This is a genomic window from Thermoanaerobacterium sp. R66, from assembly GCF_028895185.1.
GTDB lineage: Bacteria > Bacillota > Thermoanaerobacteria > Thermoanaerobacterales > Thermoanaerobacteraceae > Thermoanaerobacterium.
This window is the reverse complement of the sequence record NZ_JAEUWW010000001.1, coordinates 1,583,336-1,604,494: the sequence shown is the minus strand read 5'-3', so window position 1 is coordinate 1,604,494 and position 21,159 is coordinate 1,583,336. Positions and strand designations below refer to the sequence as shown.

23 protein-coding genes and 1 riboswitch are annotated in these 21,159 nt (G+C 35.1%); of the genes, 22 read left to right on the top strand and 1 reads right to left on the bottom strand.

Annotated features, from left to right (window positions below; all coding sequences use genetic code 11):
• Nucleotides 1-197: 197 nt before the first annotated feature.
• From JJQ93_RS08180 to JJQ93_RS08075, 22 genes are all read left to right on the top strand, one after another.
• On the top strand, nt 198-686 hold the full coding sequence (locus tag JJQ93_RS08180; protein ID WP_274893408.1) for an RNA polymerase sigma factor: 489 nt from the start codon (nt 198-200) through the stop codon (nt 684-686).
• A 2-nt stretch (nt 687-688) separates the two neighbouring features.
• Complete coding sequence (locus tag JJQ93_RS08175) at nt 689-2,632, top strand: peptidase S9 (RefSeq protein ID WP_274893407.1); 1,944 nt, start codon at nt 689-691, stop codon at nt 2,630-2,632.
• 382 nt (nt 2,633-3,014) lie between these two features.
• Entirely contained in the window at nt 3,015-3,566 is a 552-nt protein-coding gene (locus JJQ93_RS08170; RefSeq protein ID WP_274893406.1) for a hypothetical protein, read from the top strand.
• A 193-nt stretch (nt 3,567-3,759) separates the two neighbouring features.
• On the top strand, nt 3,760-4,623 hold the full coding sequence (locus tag JJQ93_RS08165; RefSeq protein ID WP_085111798.1) for an Rpn family recombination-promoting nuclease/putative transposase: 864 nt from the start codon (nt 3,760-3,762) through the stop codon (nt 4,621-4,623).
• A 170-nt stretch (nt 4,624-4,793) separates the two neighbouring features.
• On the top strand, nt 4,794-4,925 hold the full coding sequence (locus JJQ93_RS08160; RefSeq protein ID WP_274893405.1) for a hypothetical protein: 132 nt from the start codon (nt 4,794-4,796) through the stop codon (nt 4,923-4,925).
• Complete coding sequence (locus JJQ93_RS08155; protein WP_085111797.1) at nt 4,912-5,547, top strand: hypothetical protein; 636 nt, start codon at nt 4,912-4,914, stop codon at nt 5,545-5,547. The genes JJQ93_RS08160 and JJQ93_RS08155 overlap by 14 nt, the downstream gene beginning before the upstream one ends.
• Before the next feature lie 67 nt (nt 5,548-5,614).
• Nucleotides 5,615-6,277, top strand: a complete 663-nt coding sequence (locus tag JJQ93_RS08150) for a hypothetical protein (protein WP_274893404.1) — start codon at nt 5,615-5,617, stop codon at nt 6,275-6,277.
• A 401-nt stretch (nt 6,278-6,678) separates the two neighbouring features.
• Nucleotides 6,679-6,850, top strand: a riboswitch (cobalamin riboswitch).
• A 150-nt stretch (nt 6,851-7,000) separates the two neighbouring features.
• Nucleotides 7,001-7,951, top strand: a complete 951-nt coding sequence (locus tag JJQ93_RS08145) for an ABC transporter substrate-binding protein (RefSeq protein ID WP_274893403.1) — start codon at nt 7,001-7,003, stop codon at nt 7,949-7,951.
• A 40-nt stretch (nt 7,952-7,991) separates the two neighbouring features.
• Nucleotides 7,992-8,942 (top strand): FecCD family ABC transporter permease, encoded by a 951-nt coding sequence (locus tag JJQ93_RS08140; RefSeq protein WP_350494250.1) that lies wholly within the window; start codon nt 7,992-7,994, stop codon nt 8,940-8,942.
• 1 nt (nt 8,943) lies between these two features.
• A complete protein-coding gene (locus JJQ93_RS08135; RefSeq protein ID WP_274893402.1) occupies nt 8,944-9,744 on the top strand; it encodes an ABC transporter ATP-binding protein in 801 nt (266 codons plus the stop codon).
• On the top strand, nt 9,737-11,119 hold the full coding sequence (locus tag JJQ93_RS08130; RefSeq protein WP_274893401.1) for a cobyrinic acid a,c-diamide synthase CobB: 1,383 nt from the start codon (nt 9,737-9,739) through the stop codon (nt 11,117-11,119). Before JJQ93_RS08135 ends, JJQ93_RS08130 begins: the two co-directional genes overlap by 8 nt.
• Nucleotides 11,109-12,623, top strand: coding sequence for a cobyric acid synthase (locus JJQ93_RS08125; protein WP_274893400.1), 1,515 nt, complete (start codon nt 11,109-11,111; stop codon nt 12,621-12,623). The genes JJQ93_RS08130 and JJQ93_RS08125 overlap by 11 nt, the downstream gene beginning before the upstream one ends.
• 1 nt (nt 12,624) lies before the next feature.
• On the top strand, nt 12,625-13,575 hold the full coding sequence (cbiB, locus tag JJQ93_RS08120) for an adenosylcobinamide-phosphate synthase CbiB (RefSeq protein ID WP_274893399.1): 951 nt from the start codon (nt 12,625-12,627) through the stop codon (nt 13,573-13,575).
• Complete coding sequence (locus tag JJQ93_RS08115; RefSeq protein WP_085111789.1) at nt 13,576-14,061, top strand: ECF transporter S component; 486 nt, start codon at nt 13,576-13,578, stop codon at nt 14,059-14,061.
• Between the two features lie 9 nt (nt 14,062-14,070).
• Entirely contained in the window at nt 14,071-14,802 is a 732-nt protein-coding gene (locus JJQ93_RS08110; RefSeq protein ID WP_274893398.1) for an AIR synthase related protein, read from the top strand.
• A 10-nt stretch (nt 14,803-14,812) separates the two neighbouring features.
• Nucleotides 14,813-15,862, top strand: coding sequence for a threonine-phosphate decarboxylase CobD (cobD, locus tag JJQ93_RS08105; protein WP_274893397.1), 1,050 nt, complete (start codon nt 14,813-14,815; stop codon nt 15,860-15,862).
• Between the two features lie 24 nt (nt 15,863-15,886).
• A complete protein-coding gene (cobU, locus tag JJQ93_RS08100; protein ID WP_274893396.1) occupies nt 15,887-16,453 on the top strand; it encodes a bifunctional adenosylcobinamide kinase/adenosylcobinamide-phosphate guanylyltransferase in 567 nt (188 codons plus the stop codon).
• A 13-nt stretch (nt 16,454-16,466) separates the two neighbouring features.
• Complete coding sequence (gene cobS / locus JJQ93_RS08095; RefSeq protein WP_274893395.1) at nt 16,467-17,225, top strand: adenosylcobinamide-GDP ribazoletransferase; 759 nt, start codon at nt 16,467-16,469, stop codon at nt 17,223-17,225.
• Nucleotides 17,226-17,442: 217 nt separating this feature from the next.
• Nucleotides 17,443-17,934, top strand: coding sequence for a QueT transporter family protein (locus tag JJQ93_RS08090; protein ID WP_274893394.1), 492 nt, complete (start codon nt 17,443-17,445; stop codon nt 17,932-17,934).
• Nucleotides 17,935-18,013: 79 nt separating this feature from the next.
• Nucleotides 18,014-18,916: a DUF5685 family protein gene (locus JJQ93_RS08085; protein ID WP_274893393.1), complete on the top strand. Its 903-nt coding sequence runs from the start codon at nt 18,014-18,016 to the stop codon at nt 18,914-18,916.
• The gene (locus JJQ93_RS08080; protein WP_274893392.1) at nt 18,892-19,503 is read left to right on the top strand and encodes a J domain-containing protein; all 612 of its coding nucleotides are present in this window, start codon (nt 18,892-18,894) and stop codon (nt 19,501-19,503) included. Before JJQ93_RS08085 ends, JJQ93_RS08080 begins: the two co-directional genes overlap by 25 nt.
• Nucleotides 19,504-19,515: 12 nt before the next feature.
• Nucleotides 19,516-20,022, top strand: a complete 507-nt coding sequence (locus tag JJQ93_RS08075; RefSeq protein WP_274893391.1) for a hypothetical protein — start codon at nt 19,516-19,518, stop codon at nt 20,020-20,022.
• A gap of 3 nt (nt 20,023-20,025) precedes the next feature.
• Here JJQ93_RS08075 and JJQ93_RS08070 read toward each other — a convergent pair whose 3' ends face one another.
• Nucleotides 20,026-21,111, bottom strand: coding sequence for a VIT1/CCC1 transporter family protein (locus JJQ93_RS08070; RefSeq protein WP_274893390.1), 1,086 nt, complete (start codon nt 21,109-21,111; stop codon nt 20,026-20,028).
• Between the last annotated feature and the right edge of the window lie 48 nt (nt 21,112-21,159).

The window sequence follows — 21,159 nt, the reverse complement described above, 5'->3', positions numbered from 1 at the left end:
TTATATCATAAAACTTTTTATGTGAGATATTTAACGATGTTAAAAGATTTAAAGATTATTTTTATGAAAAAAGATATAAGTTCACTCATACTGAGTATTTCTTTCTAAATTAACGTAAATTATTTTATTATATTAGAAGGAAAAAGTGTTACTATGATTTGGTTGATTCGTCTTTATATACGGAGGGAGGTTTAATGGTGCAAAATGATTTTTTAGATATGTATGAAAGCTATTTTGATGATGTGTATAGGTATGTGTATTTCAAAGTGGGCAACAGATGGGATGCAGATGATATTGTCAGCGACATTTTTAAAAAAGCCTATGAAAAGTACAGAAACCTTAATGCTAGTCCTAAATCGTGGCTTTTTACAATAGCAAGAAATACAGTTATCGACTTCTATAAAAAGAAAAAAGATATAGCTATAGGTGAAAGCCTTGAGCAATACGCCTATCCAGATATTTTTGAGGATAAATTTGATAAAGAGGCGGAGCTGAATTGCCTAAAGAAATCAATATACAGTCTGCAAAAGGAGGAAGTCGAAATCATAAACCTAAAGTATTTTTCAAATATGACAAACAAGGAATTATCGCTAATACTCAATAAAACAGAAGATGCAGTCAAAATGAAGTCATATAGGATTGTACAAAAGCTTAAAAAACTAGTCAATATATGTTTGGAGGGATAAAAATGGATGAGAATAGAATAGAAAATAACCTTAATAAAATAAAAGAGCAAATACCTGTTAATATGGAACTAAAGCGAAAGCTCCGCAAGAGATTTAAAAAAAATAACAATTGGATAAAAAGAACTTTTGTAGGAATGGCTGCTGTGGCATGCCTATTGACGGTGTTTTACTCCCTTGATATCAAGAAGATTCCTGACACAATCATTCCAAAAGTCAACGCAGCAGATCTCAAGATAGCTAATCAAATGTCGTTTGTGGATATCGGCGGAGGAGTCAACGGAAGAATTACTGAATATAATGGAACAATTTATATGCCAATAAGTGATAAAGGCTTATTTGAATACAACAAAGAAGGCTTTAAAAAGATTTCAAATAGGGAAATTAATTATGTTAGTGTTTCTAACGATGGCGATAAACTTGTTTACTCTTCAAACGGAAATATTTATTTGCTTGATCTTAAAACAAATAAAGAAACAGTAATATTAAAAGGTGATGAAGTGTCTATTTACTATGATGAACCTTCGTTTTCACCTGATGAAAATAAAATTATCTATACAAGAAAAGTCATATCACCAAGAGAGACACATGGATTTGATATAAAAGAGTCTTCTTTAAATGAAATAGATCTAAAAACATTGAAGTCCACTAAACTCGCAGACGGTTCATATGGCTCATTTATCAAAGGTGCTGATGCAATTGTATTTGAAAGGGACAATAAAATAATATACAAAGATTTGAATTATAACAAAGAAAAGATTGTCGATGATGGAAGATTCCCTTCCGTCTCTCCGGATGGCAATTATATTGCATACGAAAAAAGCGAGTTAAAAACAGATAAGATAAAAGATAATATAAGCGTAAAAGAATCAGTTTCAAATATATGGGTTACAGACACAGTGAATTTTGCCACTAAAAGACAGGTAACGTCTAATATATCTAATGAAATCACTGTTGAAAATTGGCTTAAAAGCATAAAACCTTCTGATGAGGCTCAAACTTTCGAGACGAATGGGTTGTACAGCTATTTTGATCCTGTCTGGAACAGCGGCTCAAATAGCATATTTGTTCTCAAAAATGCAAATGTAGACACAGGCGGCAATGCTATGCGCCTAATGAAGATAGATATAAGCAAAGAAAAAATCAGTGCACAAGATGTTGTAAGAAGGTATTTACAAGCATTGGTAGTTAGAGATGATGATTTTGCAAGAATGCTTATGAAAAATCCGCCACAGCTGCTTACAATATCAAATCCTCACCCGGTGGGATACACAATACTGTCGTCAGGCACGGAAAACGGAAAGATATATGTAGATGCTGAGTTAAACTATGCATATACGATGGAAAGCTACTACTCTATAGAAAAATCGAGGTACTATCTGATACCCAACAGCAATGGATATATAATAGATAGCATAAAAAACTTAAGCAAAGCAGAATATATAAATAAGAATGGATCTTTGTACATGGTAGAAGGACAAAGCAATGTAAAACTATTTGACAAAACAGACATTCCAAAGCAGTATTTGCCAGACGGAGACTATAGACTTGGACCAATAGCGTACAGTAGCAAGACGAATACGCTTGTATTTACAATACAAAATACAGGTAAACCAAGTGTGAAGTTGATAAGTTATGAATTAAACGGCAAGAAATTTAAAATGATCGATAGCATTAATAGCGGCGGATTTTTTGAACTTAAGATCGATGAAAGCGGAAGATACCTTGCGGCAAACTATATAACAGCACAAAATACAGCGAAAACGTATGTCTACGATTTAAATGATAACAAAAAAATAGATTTGCAAACATTGATTAAAGACACAACCATTCAAGCTTTAAACTCAAATTTTTGGGATGGTAAAACGCTTATGTTTAATGTAAATACAAACCATCAGTATCTTTATTATAAATACAATCCTGAAAAGTTTGAAATAAGCATTCCATAATGTATAAGGTTAATGATACGAAAAGTATCCTTAACCTTATATACTTCAAAAAGCAAATCATGATGGGTAAAAAGATTTATTGCTAGAAAATTTTGATATAAAAATATATTAATGCCCTCAATAAGGCTATTTTTTATACTTAAAAAGTTTTTTTAAAAAATTGTAACAAATTCTTTAAAAATTTGTCTTATATTATGGAGAGCTAATTTAGCGAAAAAAGTTTTAGGGTGGTACGATTTTAGTCCTAAAGGTCTATTTGCTAATCTCTTAAAACAAGGATATTTTTGCACTTTGTGATAAAGATAGATACGCAATTGATTGTCTGAAGGAAGAAAGTGTAATACCATGGAAGATTGTAGATTATAGATTGGAGGACGTTTCAATGTCAATAAAAATTAAAAAGAAAACAATTATTTTCACAATTGTTGGCATCGTGATTGTATTACTGGGTTTGTATTTTATTTTCGCACACAAGGGAAATACCGTTAATTATACAACCATATCAACAAATATGAAACAATTACAACAAGACGAAGAAAAATTTTTTCTTAACAATGTGCAAGTAAGCAATTTATCAATACAAAGGTGTCAAATGGAGGTTTCCGATAAAGTAGGACAGGGATTAAATTTTATTGTGACATACACACTACCTGGAATAAATAATGCTATAAAAAATCATAAAATTGGATTTCAAATAATATATCCCAAGAAATATGCAGATTTGATAGGGAGTAATATGACGCCCATAGCTTATGTATATCCCAACAATAACAATAATCAGACAATGTCTTCTGTTCTTAGCATATATATGCCAGACATTTCTGACGATGAATTAGACAAATTGATAAAAGAACAGAATGATTTCACAATATACATTTACGTCGATCAATTAAAGAAAAAAGAAATTACAGTCCATAACGATATTACAAACTAAATCAATTTATATGAAAGGCAGAAAATATTAGATTTAATCAAAAAGCTTATAAAATTGATTATAAAATGGGACGGTGGGGAAGAAGACTTAATGTTACAAAATTTTGATATAAAAATGTTAGAGCAATAATCTGTATTTTTAATATTCGTATGATATAATAAAGGTAAGATAAAGAGAGATGGAAGGAAGAAGTATGAGCCAGAAATACGATATAACGATGAAAAATATTTTTTCTGATATGGCTGATGACATAATGAGCTATTTTTTAGGTCTCCAATACACAAAGATTGATGAACTAAATATAGAATTTGCAAGAGTAGAACGCAGAGACAGCGATATGATATTTAAATGTACTACTGACAAAGGAAATGTGGCTGTGCACATAGAATTTCAATCGAAAAATGATGAAAAGATGCCTTACAGGATGCTAAGATATTCCCTGGAGATAATGGAAAAGCATGATCTCTTGCCATATCAGATAGTAATTTATATAGGCAAAGATAATGCAAACATCAAAAGTAGCTTAAATTACGACTTTGGAGAACAGAACATATTAGACTATAAATATAGAACAATAAATGTTGGTGACATAAAATATACTGATGTTTTAAAGACAGACTATTATGACTTGTATTCCCTTCTTCCGCTGATGGACAAAAATAGAAGGAAAGAAGAAGGAGAAAAATATCTGGAAAGATGTGTTGAGGCTATAAAAGATATTCCATTAGACATAAACAAAAAGAAAGACATAGCGTTTAAGGCAGAGATATTATCGGGCATAGTCTTTAAAAAAGAAGTTATTGAGAAAGTTTTTTCGGAGGTGATGAGGATGTTTAGGATTGAAGAATCTGAGACGTACAAAATGATATTAGAAAAGGGCATTAAACAAGGTATTAGAGAAGGCATGGAAAAAGGTATTGAAAAAGGTATTGAAAAAGGCGAAAAAGAAAAAAGTATAAAAATAGCAAAGAAGTTGTTAAAAGAAGGTATGGACATCGACAGAATAGCAGAAATTACAGAGTTGTCAAAAGATGAGATAAAAAAATTGATGAATTAGGATCATAAACAGGCTTCAAGCCTGTTTTTTTATGTGGTTTATCTATGACCGAAAGACGGTGGCGATTTCGACAATATATTACATAGATTGACAAAGGGTGACAGAAAAATTGACCTAATTTAGCACCTTCCCAGATGACGATAATTGGTTTATAATATCATTAACAGAAATTGGCGCCATTTCCTGCAGATCTTTATGCTAATGTCATACCACATTATTATGATGAAAATTGGATTACACAACAAGCCGAGTACAATTATCGTATGGGTGATAGGATAACTGAAGAATATGGCTGGAGGTGATTTTATAAAAAATAAGCGCATAATAATCTTATGTTTAATAGCAGTAGTTGTATTGAGCTTTTTTATATATTATGATTACTACAGCTATAATAAAAGTCATTTTCAAATTTATCTATATCAAACAAACGATGCACCTAATTTGAATTATACGACGAAAAGCAAACATTTTAAAATCAATACAACGATTGAGATTGGGAAAAATAATAATACAAAGACGAATGGTTTGGATTCTGCTGAAGACATCCAAAAAACACAAGATTCAAATGAATTTACTTCACTGAATTATACTATAAGAGTTGAGAACATTAGTAAGGAAAAATTAAATAACATTAAAATTGTTGTATTTCTTGATAAAGGGCTTGAGCCTTATGTAGTATCTGGACTTGTGTATTTTGGAACACCAATTCAACAGAGAATAGATTTAAATGTACCAAATACAAAGAAAAAAGATAATTGTATTGATGTTAGCAGATCTACATGGCTACCCAATTTCTCTCAAATAGATGCAGATGAAAGGCAGAAAATATTAGATTCAATCAAAAAGCCTATAAAATTGATAATAAAATGGGATGGCGGGGAAGAAGACTTATTGCTGCAAAATTTTGATATAAAAATGTATTGATGTCCCTTAATGGGGCTATTTTTCTTGAACAGCTACTACATTCGCTATATGATGTGAGGTGATATCAATGAATCTGCATACGCAATTGTATTTAGGCAATTTAGGCAATCGCATGGTTTACATATATGAAATATTTCTTATTAATGTAGCTGTATTGATGATTGTTTGGCTTGGCTTTTCGCTTTATAAATGGAGGCGATCTGGAAATAGGAATCTCATAAAATGGTGGGGGATAACAGTTGGTATTCTTTTTACTTTGGGATTGTGTATACTGATTTTTTCTAAGATATTTTCTGGGCCACAATATTTTGTCGCCTCCCAAACTGGCATCTACATTCCAAGATCAGTTAATGTGCTGGAGAATAACTATACAGGCGATAGGGATGAAGAATTGCATTATATCATTTTAAAGTTCAATAAGACCCAAATGGATGATTTCATAAAAGCTGCAGAAGAAAAAGGATGGAAGTTTGGTTCTGTCATCCCGTACTCATTAGCAAAATCACTGCCACAACCTAATTTAACGCTTGGGGAAAAATATCCATTTCCAAAAGTGAAAAAGGATGGATACTATTATTTATATACAAATACAAAGTCCAAAGGTTCAACTTCTTTTAGAACTAACTATACGACTAATAAACTATTCTTTTTGGATACTAAATCAGGGATATTGTACTTTTACTATGATAGTTTCGAACTTACATCGGATTTGCGTTTTGAAACTCATTAAAACAGTGTGCTTTTTGATACTGCACATTTCATTTGATAATTGGCCCTTTGGGCTATTTTTTATACATAAAAATTTTTTTAAAAAACTGTAACAAAATGAGGAAGAAATTTGTCTATATATTCAGAGAGGAAATTAATCTCGTGAAATTTTCGTTATATAGATAATCTGTTTTATAGAAATTGGAGGCAGAGCGCGGGATGAAAAAATACAGAGAGTTTATCTTAAAGGCATTTATTTTGATTTCAATTATTTTAGCGGTATTCATCATGTTTGTGATTTTGGATATTACAGTAGTAAAAATTTATACAGGATGATATGAAAAAATTCATGACAAATTATTGCAAAAAAAAGGCCGTTTATTTTCATTGACGCAATTTTGCATTAAAGATATAATATAGTTAAACTAAATATGGTCTTAAGGTCCGAAAGGTTAATAGGGAAAGCGGTGAGAAGCCGCTGCAGCCCCCGCTACTGTAAGCGATGATGAGGCTCAAAAAACCACTGGTGAAACTGGGAAGGTTGAGCTAAAGATGAGTCGCAAGCCAGGAGACCTGCCTTAAGATGTGAAAAACACCTTCGGAGGGGAGGTTGGTAATGTGATACATATTTGCTTTGGAAAATATGGGGCATACCTTCTCGGTATGCCTTAGTTTTTTGAGTTAATGTTTATGTGCTTTGGCTATGTTTCAAATCTTTATAAATAATTTAGGAGGAGAGATCTAAGTGAAAAAGTGGATTAAAAATATTTCGATTTTCATCATAGTAGCAGTTCTTTCATTAAGTCTTGTTTCATGTTCTCAAACTACAAAGGAAAAAGCATCTACTAATGCTAATTCTGTGAAGACGGAAGTTAAGGCTACATTCCCATTGAGAATTACTGATTTTATGGGTAGGCAAGTTACGATAAAAAAGGAGCCTAAGAGGATCGTATCCTTATCTCCATCAACGACCGAGCTGATTTACGCAATTGGCGCTGGCAAAAATGTTGTTGGTGTTACTAATTACGACGATTATCCTCCGGAGGTAAAAAGTGTTGCGAAAGTTGGAGGATATGAAGGGCCTAATATTGAAGCTATAATGGCTCAGAAACCTGATATAGTTTTTGCATCAAATCTTTCTGGGAAGGACCAGATGGAGACTATCGAGAAATCAGGCATACCAGTGGTGGTATTAGAAGCGCAAAACATAAACCAGATATATGATTCAATAAAGATATTAGGTGAGATAACAGGCAATGTAGAAAAGGGAAATGAAATAATAAGCAGCATGAAAGATAAAATTAAAGAGATCAATGATAAAGTGAAGGATTTGCCGAAAGTAAATGTGTTTTATGTTGTTGATACAAATGGGAACTGGACGGCTGGCAAGGGAACATTCATCGATGAGCTTATAACATTGGCTGGTGGAAACAATGTAGCCAGCGATGCAAACGGATGGGCACAGTACAGCATGGAAAAACTGGTACAGAAAAATCCTGATGTGATAATCACATCACCACATGCTGCAAACGCCAATGAAATAAAAAATATGGCAGGTTATAAGGATACAAAAGCGGCGAAAGATGGCAAAATATTTATAATATCCAACGATGACATTGTCACTAAGCCTTCTAATAGAATTGTCTTAGGATTGGAAGAAATTGCAAAAGATTTGCATCCGGAGGCATTTAAATAAATTGAAAGTGAGAAAAAGCTTTTATTTGATAATTTCTGCAATGGTTTTGATTGCATCCTTGATGTTTTCTGCATCAGTGGGTGCAGTCAAAATGCCATTAAAAAGCATTATTGATGTCATTTTTGGCGGTGGCAATGCTACAGACAAGATGATATTGTTAAATCTCAGATTCCCAAGAATAATTGAAGCTGCTTTTACAGGGATGGGACTTTCTGTGGCAGGTACATTCTTTCAAGGTCTTCTAAAAAATCCCATGGCAGATCCTTATGTTTTAGGCATATCATCAGGAGCTGCATTTGGAGCATCTATTGCTATCGTTTTAGGATTTGGGCTTCTTGGTCTTCAATTTTTTGCGTTTGCGTTTGCTCTCATGACTATTTACGTAGTATACATCATATCCAAAAAAGGACCTTACATTAAAATGCAGACGATGCTTCTTGCAGGCATTGCCATCAGTGCTTTTATGTCATCTATTATTTCTCTCATGATGCTTTTAAACCATGATGAGATGTCCCAGATAGTCTTTTGGACAATGGGTGGATTTAGCCTTATTAGTTGGAGTCAGACTTTTTACACAGTGCCAATCATATTTATTGGGTGTATAACGTTATACGTGTTTTCAAGAGATCTCAATGTCATTATGACAGGTGAAGAGATAGCGGAGCATTTGGGAATAGATACTGAAAGAGTAAAGAAAATTATTTTGATTGTAGGGTCTTTAATAACGGCTTCTTCTGTTTCAGCAGGTGGTATAATTGGATTTGTAGGGCTTATAGTGCCACACATATCGAGGCTTATTGTAGGTTCTGACAACAGATTTTTAGTTCCTTTTAGCGGTATTTTGGGTGCAGCGTTTTTGGTGTTAGCTGACACACTGGCGAGGACTGTGATGGCTCCTGTAGAAATACCAGTTGGCATAATAACTGCTGCCTGCGGTGGTCCGTTTTTCTTATACCTTCTTGTCAAAAATAAAAATAAAGAGGTTAAGTGAAATGACAATAGTAAATGTTGAAGATCTCCATTATAGTTATGGCAATATTCAGGCTTTAAAAGGTGTAAATTTTAAGATAGATGGATATAAAATGGTTGGTATATTGGGAAGCAATGGTTCTGGCAAGACAACTCTTTTGAAAAACATTTCAGGTTATTTGAAGCCTAGCAAAGGCAATGTATTTATAATGGACAAAAGTGTCTATAAAATGCGTTCGAAAGATAGGGCGAGGATTATTGGCTATGTTCCGCAGGATATGTATTTTGACTTTGAATTTACATCTTACGACGTTGTGATGATGGGAAGGACTCCTTATTTAAGGAGATTTCAAAGAGAAACCGAAAAAGATGTAATAAGCGTAAGAGAAGCGATGATTCTTACAAACACATGGGATCTTAAGGATAGATACGTAAATGAATTAAGTGGTGGGCAAAGGCAAAGGGTTTACATCGCAAGGGCATTGGCTCAAGAGCCTAAGATTTTGTTATTGGATGAGCCGATTTCACATTTAGATGTAAAATATCAGATAGAAGTGCTTTCAATACTTAAGCAGTTGACCACAAAAGGAATACTCGTGTTTGCTGTCCTTCATGACATCAATTTATCGTCTCAATTTTGCGATCTTATTTTGCTAATGAAAGATGGAGAGATTATATCAATTGGGACGCCAAATGAAGTTATAACTGAAGAAAATATGAAGACGGCTTTTTCTGTGAATGCAGATGTAATCAGAAATCCCATTACAGATACACCGCTTATTGTTATTTCAAAAAGACAAGGGGATGGTTTAACAAGTGGGTAAAGCATTTATGATAGCCGGGACTCATTCTGGTGCGGGGAAGACTAGCATTACTATTGGCATAATAGGATATCTTTCTAGAAAGTACAAAGTCATTCCGTTTAAAATAGGTCCTGATTACATAGATACGGCATATCACAGATTTGCATCTGGCAATTTTTCGTACAATTTGGATGTCTACATGCTTGGAGATGAGTACGTAAAAAAGTCCTTTTTAAACCATGCTTTATCTGGGGATGTGGCAGTCATAGAAGGCGTCATGGGGATGTACGATGGAATCAATAATACAAGCTATGGCAGCAGTGCTCATGTGGCAAAACTTTTAAATTTACCTGTCGTACTTGTCGTAGATGCATCTGGTATGGCTGCAAGTGTTTCTGCCTTAGTTAAAGGTTATATAGAATACGATAAAGATGTAAAGATTAAAGGGGTAATATTCAACAGGGTTGGCAGTGAAAAACACTACAAGCTTTTAAAAGAATGTGTCGAAAGAGATTTGGGTATAAAGGCATTTGGATACCTTCCACAGGATGATATGATAAGTCTACCTGAGAGACATCTTGGTCTTATGCCTATATATGAGACAAATGGAGATCACAATTTCAGCATTTTGTACGATAGAATAGGTGAGTTCATAGATGTAGATGGCATTCTCGATGCATGCGATGTGGAATTGAAAAAAGATGATTTAGACGATGGAAAAGCGGCAGCAAAGACAAAAGAAGATATCAAGATTGCATTTGCATACGATGAGGCGTTTAATTTTTACTATCAGGATAGCCTAGATTCATTGAACGATGCAGGAGTAGAGTTAATCCCATTTAGTCCTTTACGTGATGAAGCTATTCCTAAAGATGTGGTTGGAATTTACTTAGGTGGAGGATTTCCAGAAGTTTTTGCTGAAAGATTAAGCAAAAATCATTCCATGTTATCTTCAATTAAAGGAAGCATTGAAAAGGGAATGCCAGTCTATGCGGAATGCGGTGGTTTTATGTACCTTGCGAAAAAAATTGTTGATCTAAATGGAGATGGATACAATATGGTGGGAATATTCGATTTAGATGCCATCATGACGAAAAGGTTAGTCAATTTTGGCTACGCTGAGGCGGAAGTCGTAAAGGACAATGTGTTATTTAAAAAAGGAGATGTCATCTTTGGTCATGTTTTTCACAACTCGAAGATGTCGGGGATACACGATGAATTTGCATATGAAGTGCATAAACCACATTCTGAAGAAAAGTGGCTGTGCGGATATGTGTACAAAAATTGTTTAGGTACTTATGTTCACATCAACTTATTGAAATACCCGAATGCTGTAGACAGATTTATAAACCATTGCAAAGATTATGGTCGGGGGATGGGAAAGTATGGCACTTAAGATAATGATTCAAGGTACGGCATCATCTGTTGGGAAGAGTTTGTTGGTGGCTGCTCTCTGCAGGATATTTAAGCAGGACGGATATTCAGTTGCACCATTTAAGTCACAAAATATGGCTCTTAATTCTTTTATAACAGATGAGGGTCTGGAGATGGGACGAGCACAAGCTGTACAAGCTGAAGCTGCAGGCATAAAACCGTCGGTGCTTATGAATCCTATACTTTTAAAGCCAAGTTCAGACAAAAATTGTCAAGTTATACTAAGAGGAAAAGTTTATGACAGCATGGATGCATCTTGCTATCAGAGATTCAAGCCGAAACTTTTAAGCATGATAAAAGAGGATTTTGACAAGCTTAGCCAGTCGTACGACATAGTAGTGATTGAAGGTGCTGGAAGTCCTGCTGAGATAAATCTTAGAGAAAAAGACGTTGTAAATATGGGATTGGCGGAGTTGGTGGATTCACCGGTATTGATAGTAGGCGACATAGATAAAGGCGGTGTCTTTGCATCGATAGCAGGCACACTATTGCTTTTAAATGATGATGAAAGAGAAAGGGTAAAAGGAGTCATAATAAACAAATTTAGAGGCGACTTAGAGATATTAAAGCCGGGCTTAAAGATGCTGGAGGACATAATTAAAAAGGATGTCATCGGTGTAGTTCCTTACATGGATGTATATGTTGATGAGGAGGACAGTGCAACGGATGCTTATTACGGGAGAAAAAGCGGTGGGGCTATTGATATTGCGATTTTAAATCTTCCCCACATATCCAATTTTACTGATTTTGAACCATTGAAGAAGATTCAAGATGTAAATGTAAGGTACGTAAATAAAGGGGAGAAAATCGGCGACTGCGATGTATTGATAATACCAGGTACGAAAAATACGATAGGAGATCTTAAAGCACTTAAAGATGCCGGACTACATCATGAGATTTTGAATTTGAGAAAAATGGGAAAGCTTATAATCGGCATATGTGGAGGATATCAGATGTTGGGAAAAAGGATATCTGATCCACAACACATAGAAGGACCTGTTAGTGAGATGGAAGGTTTAGGATTATTAGACATAGAGACAGTTATTTTAAATGAAAAGATCACAACACAGGTGAAAGCTCAAATTTCTGATGATTTGCCTGATTTTTTATCACCGCTTAGAGAACTGTTTGTAGATGGATACGAAATACACATGGGCATAAGTTCTACAGGAGAAAAAAGTTTTTCCAATATCATTACAAGAAACGATGAAAAAATATCTGTCAGTGACGGATGTGTAAGCAGTGATGGGAAAGTGTTTGGTACGTATATGCATGGAATATTTGAAAACACGGAGTTCACAATGCGACTTGTAAATATTTTAAGAAGCTCAAAGGGGTTAAAAGATATAGATTACATTGAAGACTACAGGAAATTTAAAGAAAGAGAGTACGACAGGTTGGCAGATGTAGTAAGAAAGAGCTTAGACATAAATAAAATTTACCAGATAATGAAAGGTAGTCTTTGATATGGAAGTGATAGCTGCATATTTTTTAGATTTAATGATAGGCGATCCGCCAGGATATCCTCATCCAGTAAGACTCATGGGAAGACTAATCAGCTTTTTAGAGTGCAAATTTAGAAAGATTGCTAAAACTGAAAGGCAAGAAAGAATCGCCGGTTATTTCTTGTGTGCCATTGTTGTCTTTACAAGCTATATAAGCGGGTACTTTATCATTTACATTGTAAAAGAAATAAATGTCTATTTGGGCAAGATTTTAGATATGCTTCTCATCTACACTTGCCTTGCAACTAATGATTTAGCGAAATCAGCTATGAGAGTATACAATCCTCTTAAAAAAGACAACATTGTTGAAGCTCGGAAGATGTTGTCTTTCATTGTAAGCCGTGATACGGAAAATTTAGGCTACAGTGATATCATAAGAGGTGTCATTGAGACAGTGGCGGAAAACATATCTGATGGTATAATTGGGCCTTTGTTTTACGCTTTTATAGGCGGTGCGCCGTTGGCATTGGCTTACAAGGCTTCCAGTACACTTGACTCGATGGTTGGCTATAAAAATGAAAGATATTTAAACATAGGATATGCTTCTGCAAAGCTTGACGATATTTTAAATTTCCTGCCAGCCAGGATAACAGGACTTTTGATTGTAGCATCATCATTTTTGCTGAGATATGATTATAAAAATAGTTTTCGCATTTTAAAAAGGGATAGATTAAAGCACGAAAGTCCCAACAGTGCACACGGGGAAGCTGCTGTTGCAGGTGCGCTAAATGTGGAGTTGGGAGGGCTTAACTACTATTTTGGAAAGCCTGAACTGAAACCGAAGTTGGGAGATGGCAAAGAAGCACTTGAATTAAAACACATCAAGGATACTGTAAAGATAATGTATATGACATCTTTTCTGGGGTTTATTTTATTCTTTTCTTTTAAAACAATATTAACAGGAGGTATATAGATGAATACAAAGACAACAACGATTAAAAATGTTAAAACATTGACGCTTGTGGCTATGCTTATCGCCATGAGTGCCGTTGGTGCCATGATTAAAGTTTACAATACGGTGGCGTTTGATTCACTGCCGGGATATTTTGCGTCCCTTTATTTTGGAGGATACATAGGAGCGATCGTCATTTCTTTAGGCCACATTTTTACTGCACTTACATCCGGCTTTCCGCTTGGAATACCAAATCACATCATCATTGCTGTGTCGATGGCTGTATGTGCATATTTTTATTCATTGGCGTATAAGAAGTTTAACAGCTATGTGGCAGTCGCTGTTGGTACCATATTAAATGGGCCCGTTGCAACACTTATCTTTGTACCGCAGTACGGTTGGGGATTTTTCATTCAGATGGTGTTGCCGCTTACTATTGCATCTTTTGCAAATGTCCTTTTGGCGTCTATCATCTATAAGACAGTTTTAAAAATGATAAAAAGGTGATAGATGTATATGATAGAGAAGTACAGGGATGTTTTAATCATACACGAAGGCGATGTTGCATTCGCCGTATCATGTGACAGCACAGGTGCAATCGGGGAAAAGGAAAATGATGTTTTAAAGGTAGATGCTGAGATGGTAGGTAGAGCAGCCATAAAAGTTGCATTATCAGAGCTTTTGTGTATTGGTGCTTGGCCAATCGCAATATCAGATGCCTTGTCAAATGAAATGAAGCCCACTGGCATTAAGATCATAGATGGAATAAAAAAAGAGCTTGTTGAAAATGAGATATATGACGTTGCTTTAACTGGCAGCACAGAGGAAAATTTCCCCTCAACTATGACAGGTGTTGGCGTGACAGCAATTGGAAGGGCAGCGAAAGAGGATTTGAAAGTGCGAAAGGCTATGGCAGGCATGGAAGTAGGACTTTTTGGTTACCCCCGTGTTGGACAAGAGGTTTTGCGTTTTAATGATATTCTTTCCCTTAAAGACTATGTGAAAATATTTAGATGCAATGAAATAGCAGAAGCAATTCCTGTAGGGTCAAAGGGAGTAAAGTATGAGCTTGATGTTCTTAAATTTACTTCTGGACTAGATTTATTAAGAAAATACGATGACGAGATTGATGATGAAAAGTCAGGTGGACCTTCCACATGTTGCATTGTAGTTTACAAAAAAGATGATAGGCAGATAGTTAAAAATCTCTTAGACAAGCCATTTATTCGGTTAGGAAGACTCTTTTGAGGTGAATTGAATGGATAAATACGAACATGGTGGCAATATTTATATTTACGATAAAGATGTGATAGATTTTAGCTCAAACATAAATCCTTTTGGCTTTCCGGAGTGTATAAAAGATTCCATTGATATTGCGGATTTGACAAAGTACCCTGATGTAAACTACACAAAATTAAAAAATTCTATTTCAAAATATACAGGGCTGAAAAGTGAAAATATAATAGTAGGAAATGGCGCTTCTGAACTTATCTACCTTTTTGTACGGGCATTTTCTATTAAAAAGCCTCTTATTCCATCACCTGCTTTTTTGGAATACGAAAGAGCAGCTACATTGTCAGGCGGAAATCCTTTGTACTACCGGATTTCTGAAAAAAATGGATACGTGATTGATGTAAATGAAATAGCAAATCGCCTCAAAGAAGTGGATTCTATCATCATAGGAAATCCAAACAATCCTACAGGAAAGGCATTAAAGCGAAAAGATGTGGAATACATGGTGAAGGAAGCGAAAAAGCTTGATTTGCTGGTGATGATAGATGAAGCGTTTATAGAATTTATATGCGATTATGAAGAATACCAGTCTTTAGATCTTATAAATGACTACGATAATCTTTTTATCGTAAGAGCTGCCACCAAATTCTTTGGGCTGCCTGGATTGCGCTTAGGATACGGTTTTGGAAGTGAAAATTTGATAAAGAGATTGGAAGCTTATAAAGAGCCTTGGACGGTAAATGTTTTTGCTGATACAGCAGGGAGAAAGATTTTTGATGATGTCAAATTTATGGAAAATACGAGAAAATACATAAAAGAGGAAATAGATTATTTGACGAAAGAGCTTAAAAAGGTAGATGAATTAGTCGTTTTTGACACGCAGGTCAATTTTATGCTTATAAAGTTGAAGAACCGGCGAGTTAATGATTTAAAAGAAGAATTGTTAAAAAGAGGGATACTGATAAGAGATGCATCAAATTTCAGGTATTTGGACGATAAGTATTTTAGAGTGGCTGTAAAAAGCCATTGTGACAATGTAAAACTGGTAGAATCTATAAAAGAAGTTCTAAAATGATTTTTCCGAAAGAAGGTGTTTTTATTGGCTTTGATTATGGTGACAGGTGGCGCAAGGTCTGGCAAAAGCCAGTTTGCAGAAAGCCTTGCTGTAAAATATGCTGGTAACAGTGTCCTTTACATAGCCACATCTATACCATTTGACGATGAGATGAAAGAAAGAGTTAGAAGGCACAGAGAAAGAAGGCCAAAGGAGTGGGAAACAGTAGAAGCTTACAAAGGCATTTTTGATATAATAAGAAGCACAGATAAGAAAGCTGTGCTTTTAGACTGTCTGACAGTGATGGTGTCTAATCTGCTTTTAGAGATAGATATGACGTGGGAAGAGAAAGATTTAGAAGATGTAGTAAGAGCCGAAGAAAAAATAAGCAGGGAAGTTGATGGCTTTATAAAAGCCTCTAAAGAGAAGGATAAAGATGTAATAGTCGTGACAAATGAAGTTGGAATGGGACTTGTCCCAGAATATAAATTGGGAAGGATATTTAGGGACATATCAGGTAGAATGAACAAAAAAATTGCTGAGAATGCCGATTATGTCTATTTTATGGTTTCAGGCATACCCTTAGAAATAAAAAATAATAGCTTACGGTGATGTGATGAATAAGATGGATGAGATAAAGGCTTTTATATTATCGTTTCAATTTATGACAAGGATACCTATTAATATTCAAATTGATGCAGATAAAAATGACTTTCACAGGATGGTCAAATATTTTCCCTTTGTAGGTGGGGTTGTTGGCTCTGTTGCAAGTTTCATGTTTTTTGCTTCTAAAAATATATTTCCCCGGGAAATAGCCGTCACAGTAGCTGTAGCATCATCGTACATTCTGACAGGTGCTATGCACATCGATGGGTTTGCAGACACATTCGATGGTCTTTTTAGCAACAGAAGTCGGGATAGAATGCTTGAGATAATGAAGGATTCAAGGCTTGGGACGAATGGAGTTCTCGCTTTGGTTTTTTTAATAATTTTAAAGATATTGCTTTTAAATGACATCAAAGGCAACATATATTCTACATTGATATTGATGCCTCTTATTGGACGTTTTTCCATAATTTTAGCAGCGTATGCATCGAAATCAGCAAGAGGTGGAGAAGGGCTGGGAGGACTTATCATAGGGAAAATATCTACGGTGGAGTTAATATTAAGCTTATTGTTTACATCAGTTATAGGCATATATTTTGTTCATTTCACAGCATTACTGAAGCTTTTAGCTATCTCATCAATTGTCACGTATATTATCACTAAGTACATATCTATGAGAATAGGTGGCATGACAGGTGATACATTAGGTGCTGTCAATGAATTTGCAGAGCTTGTGATTGCTGTTTCGATGTATCTAATGAGCGCCATAAAATTGTAGGTATTTAAAAAGGAGAGATGGCAAAACCATACCAATGTCAGATGTGCTTATTGCTTATTTAGCGATAAAAAATGATATGATGATATTCTCATTTGATGGACATTTTAAAATGATAGACGGCGTTAAACTGTTTGACCATATAGCCGTTTAACTGTATAATGGAGTAAAGACAGTTCGCAAAATCCTGTCTATAAACAAAACTACGGAGGAGATAAAATTGAACAGTAAAACTAAGAAGATAGTCTACGGAGCATTGATCGCTGCAGTGTACGCAGCCGTCACAGTGGCCCTTGCGCCTATAAGCTATGGGCAAGTTCAAGTAAGGGTTGCTGAAGCATTGACAATCATGCCTTTCTTTTCGTCGTATTCCATTTTTGGACTTTTTGTTGGATGCATAATTGCAAATATGATAGGCGGAAATGGAATATTCGATGTGGTTTTTGGTTCTTTAGCGACGTTAATTAGCGCTGTAATAACGTATTATATTGGCAAATCGAATCTTAGATATAAGCGGTATTTAGCACCGTTGCCGCCTGTTATAATAAATGGAATCATCATCGGAATAGAATTAAATTTCCTTTACAAACTTCCTCTTGTAGCTTCGATGCTATGGGTTGGATTAGGTGAGATGATAGCGTGCTATGTGCTGGGATTACCATTGCTTTTGTACATAGATAAAAATGACAAGATAAAAAGCGTTATCGGATAGACTTAATACATATTTAATTTGAAATAGCTTTTACATCCTGATAAAATAAAATCAGGATTATTTTTTTGAGGAAGATGCTATGTTTGGATATATAAAGCCTTACAAACCTGAGATGAAGATAAAAGATTACGATGTTTTTAAGGCGTATTACTGTGGCCTATGCAAGGAAATCGGAAGAAAATATGGCGAGATAAGCCGATTGACTTTGAACTATGAGCTTACGTATCTTGCAATTTTTTTATCGGCCTTGTCTGACGAGGAGATATGCATAAGAAAAGAAAGCTGTGTGGCAAATCCGTTTAAGAAAAAACCTATTATGAAAGAAAACCCGTATATTGCTTATGCGGCAGATATGAATGCAATACTTATGTACTATAAATTTTTGGACGACAAAGAAGATGATAAATCTTTAAACGCAGCTTTATTGGAGTCTTTTTTTAAGACAAAATATAGAAAGGCGTATAAGTCATACTTAGAAAAGGCGGAAAAAATAAAAAGGTATTTAGAAGCTTTAAAGGGATTAGAAGAAACGAAGTGTTCATCTGTTGATGTGGCTTCTGAACCATTTGCCAATGTCATGAAAGAAGTGTTTCTAAAAGAGGATCTAAAAATTGGCGATGAAGATTATGCTAAAATCGGTCAAATTGCATATCACTTAGGAAGATTTGTGTATATTTTAGATGCCTACGATGATTTGAAGAATGATTTAAAAAACGGCAGTTATAATCCTTTTATATATCAGTACAATCTTTCTTACAAACAAACAGGCGATGATGAGCTGGAACATACACTGGGTGAGATCAAGGAGTGGACAAAATTTAATTTGACTTTTACGCTTTCTACGATAGTTAAATTGTATGAACAGTTGAAGTTCAAAAAGAATGTTGGAATAATCGACAATATTTTTAGAATTGGACTTTACATGGAATTTATGAGGGTTATGGAAGGAGATAAATCATGCAAAATCCGTACGAAGTCTTAGGACTTAAAGAGGGAGCATCAATTGAAGAAGTTAAAAAAGCATATAGAGAGCTTGTAAAAAAATATCATCCTGACCAGTATGCTGACAATCCACTTAAAGATTTGGCGGAGGAGAAACTGAGGGAGATTAACGATGCGTATAAGGCTATAATGGAAGGAGAAGCTTTTAGAAGTGATTACGCCAATGATAGAACTTATGGAAGTGGCAATAGTTCGTACAGTGACAGCAGTTCCATGTACTATGAAGTAATAAATGCCCTTAACAGAAATGATTTGTACGCTGCGGAAGCTATCTTAAACCGAATGACTGATAGAAGTGCACAGTGGTATTATCTCTACGGTCATGTAAATTACAGGAGAGGAAGATTTGGGGAGGCGTATAACTGCTTTAGGACGGCTGTCAACATGGATCCTGGCAATATTGAGTACCGTGAAGCATTAAACAACATGGAGATGCAAAGAGGTGTTTACCAAGGTGATGTTTACCGAAGGACGATGAACGATGATTGCTGTCAGACTCTTTTTGCTATATGGGCTTGTGACACATGCTGCGAATGTATGGGCGGAGATATGTTTAGATGCTTTTAGGGAGTTGATTTTATGTCAAGAGAGAGGTCGCTTTCTTTAGGGGGTATGCTTGCTGCTGTAAATGTGATTTTGCTTTTCATCTCTGCAGCAATGCCTACCAGTAGACTTTTTCTGCTGGTTTTATCTTCCTTTTCTGTATCTATAATGGTCATAGAAGCAAATGCTAATGTAGGAGCAGCGTTTTATTTTGCTACATCGTTGTTGGCATTTATATTGATACCAAACAAGCTTATAGCTTTTTATTATGCGTGCTTTTTTGGATTTTACGGAATCGTAAAATCGTACATAGAAAGGCTGTCATTAAATAGATTTTTTGAATACGTCTTAAAGCTTATTGTATTCAATCTATCTTTATCTATCATTTATGTGGTGTTTAAATACGTTTTTGCTGCAAATATATTTATAGGCTCTTATTCCACAGTGTTGGTTTTTACATTGCTGCAAGTATCGTTTGTAATTTACGATTACGCATATACTGTTTTTGTATCATTTTATTTAAAAAAGGTAAAAAGGCATTAATGACTATGCATTAATGCCGAATACAAACTGCACAAAAGTTCCGAATAAGTACGACAACGCCGCCGCTCCTAAACCGGACAATACCATTTCAATTATTTTATTTTTTATAGATAGGCTTTCAGACGCTATTGAGACTACTGCACCTACTATAGAAAGCGCTATAGCGGCAAAAATCACAGAGAAAACCAATGCAAATATCGAAGATGAAGTGATGAAGAAGTAGGGAATGACGGGAAAGAAAAGTCCTACCAAATACGCCAAGCCTGTGTACAAAGCTGATTTTATCTCATTTTCTTTTACTTCTTCCACCAGCAAATTTGCCATGGCATTTTCGTTGTCGCCTAATTTTTCTACGACTTCTTGACTTATATCGTCAGGTATGCCTGATTCACTTAGCTTGTTTAGAAGTTCTTCTTTAGCTCTATTTTTTGATACGTTAAATAGAAGCTCCATCTTGCTTTTGATGCCTTCATTTACCTGTCTTTGAGATCTTACAGATGTATATGCGCCTATTGCCATAGACAATGCGCCTGCAATACCTACCACAAGGCCAGATGCACCGACTATAAGCGGTTTGCTTTGGTACACAGCCGAAAGACCTGTGACAGTTCCTAATATTTCTACCAATCCGTCGTTCATGCCAAGTATAAAGTCTCGTATATTGGAGAAATTCGCTTCTTTGTTTTGGTTGCCTAAATTTTTTTCATGTTCCAGTTCATCTTCTATAATAAAAGCGAGACCTTGACGCTCTGATTCTGTTAGAATGGGGTCCTTGTAGTATTCATAGTATTCATCAGTGCTGTTTGATTCCTGCATCTCTAAAAGTATTATAAAAAGGCGGCTTCCAAGGAGTGTCCGCAGAATTTTATAAAACCACAGACTGTTAGCGCGCACTTTTGGTTTTAGCTTTACACCTCTATCGCTTAAAAAGTCGTACCAAAACTTCGTATGATTTGCCTCAATCTTTGACAGTTCCTCAAATAACTCCTTTACTTCCTTTTTAGATTCTACTTTTGCAAGGTAAGAGTACAACTGCTTTGCATTTAATTCATCGTAGTAAAATTTTTTGGCCTTTTCGATTGCCTGCATTTCAACTCCTCCTCCCATATATTTCATTTTATATTATTTGCCGTAAAC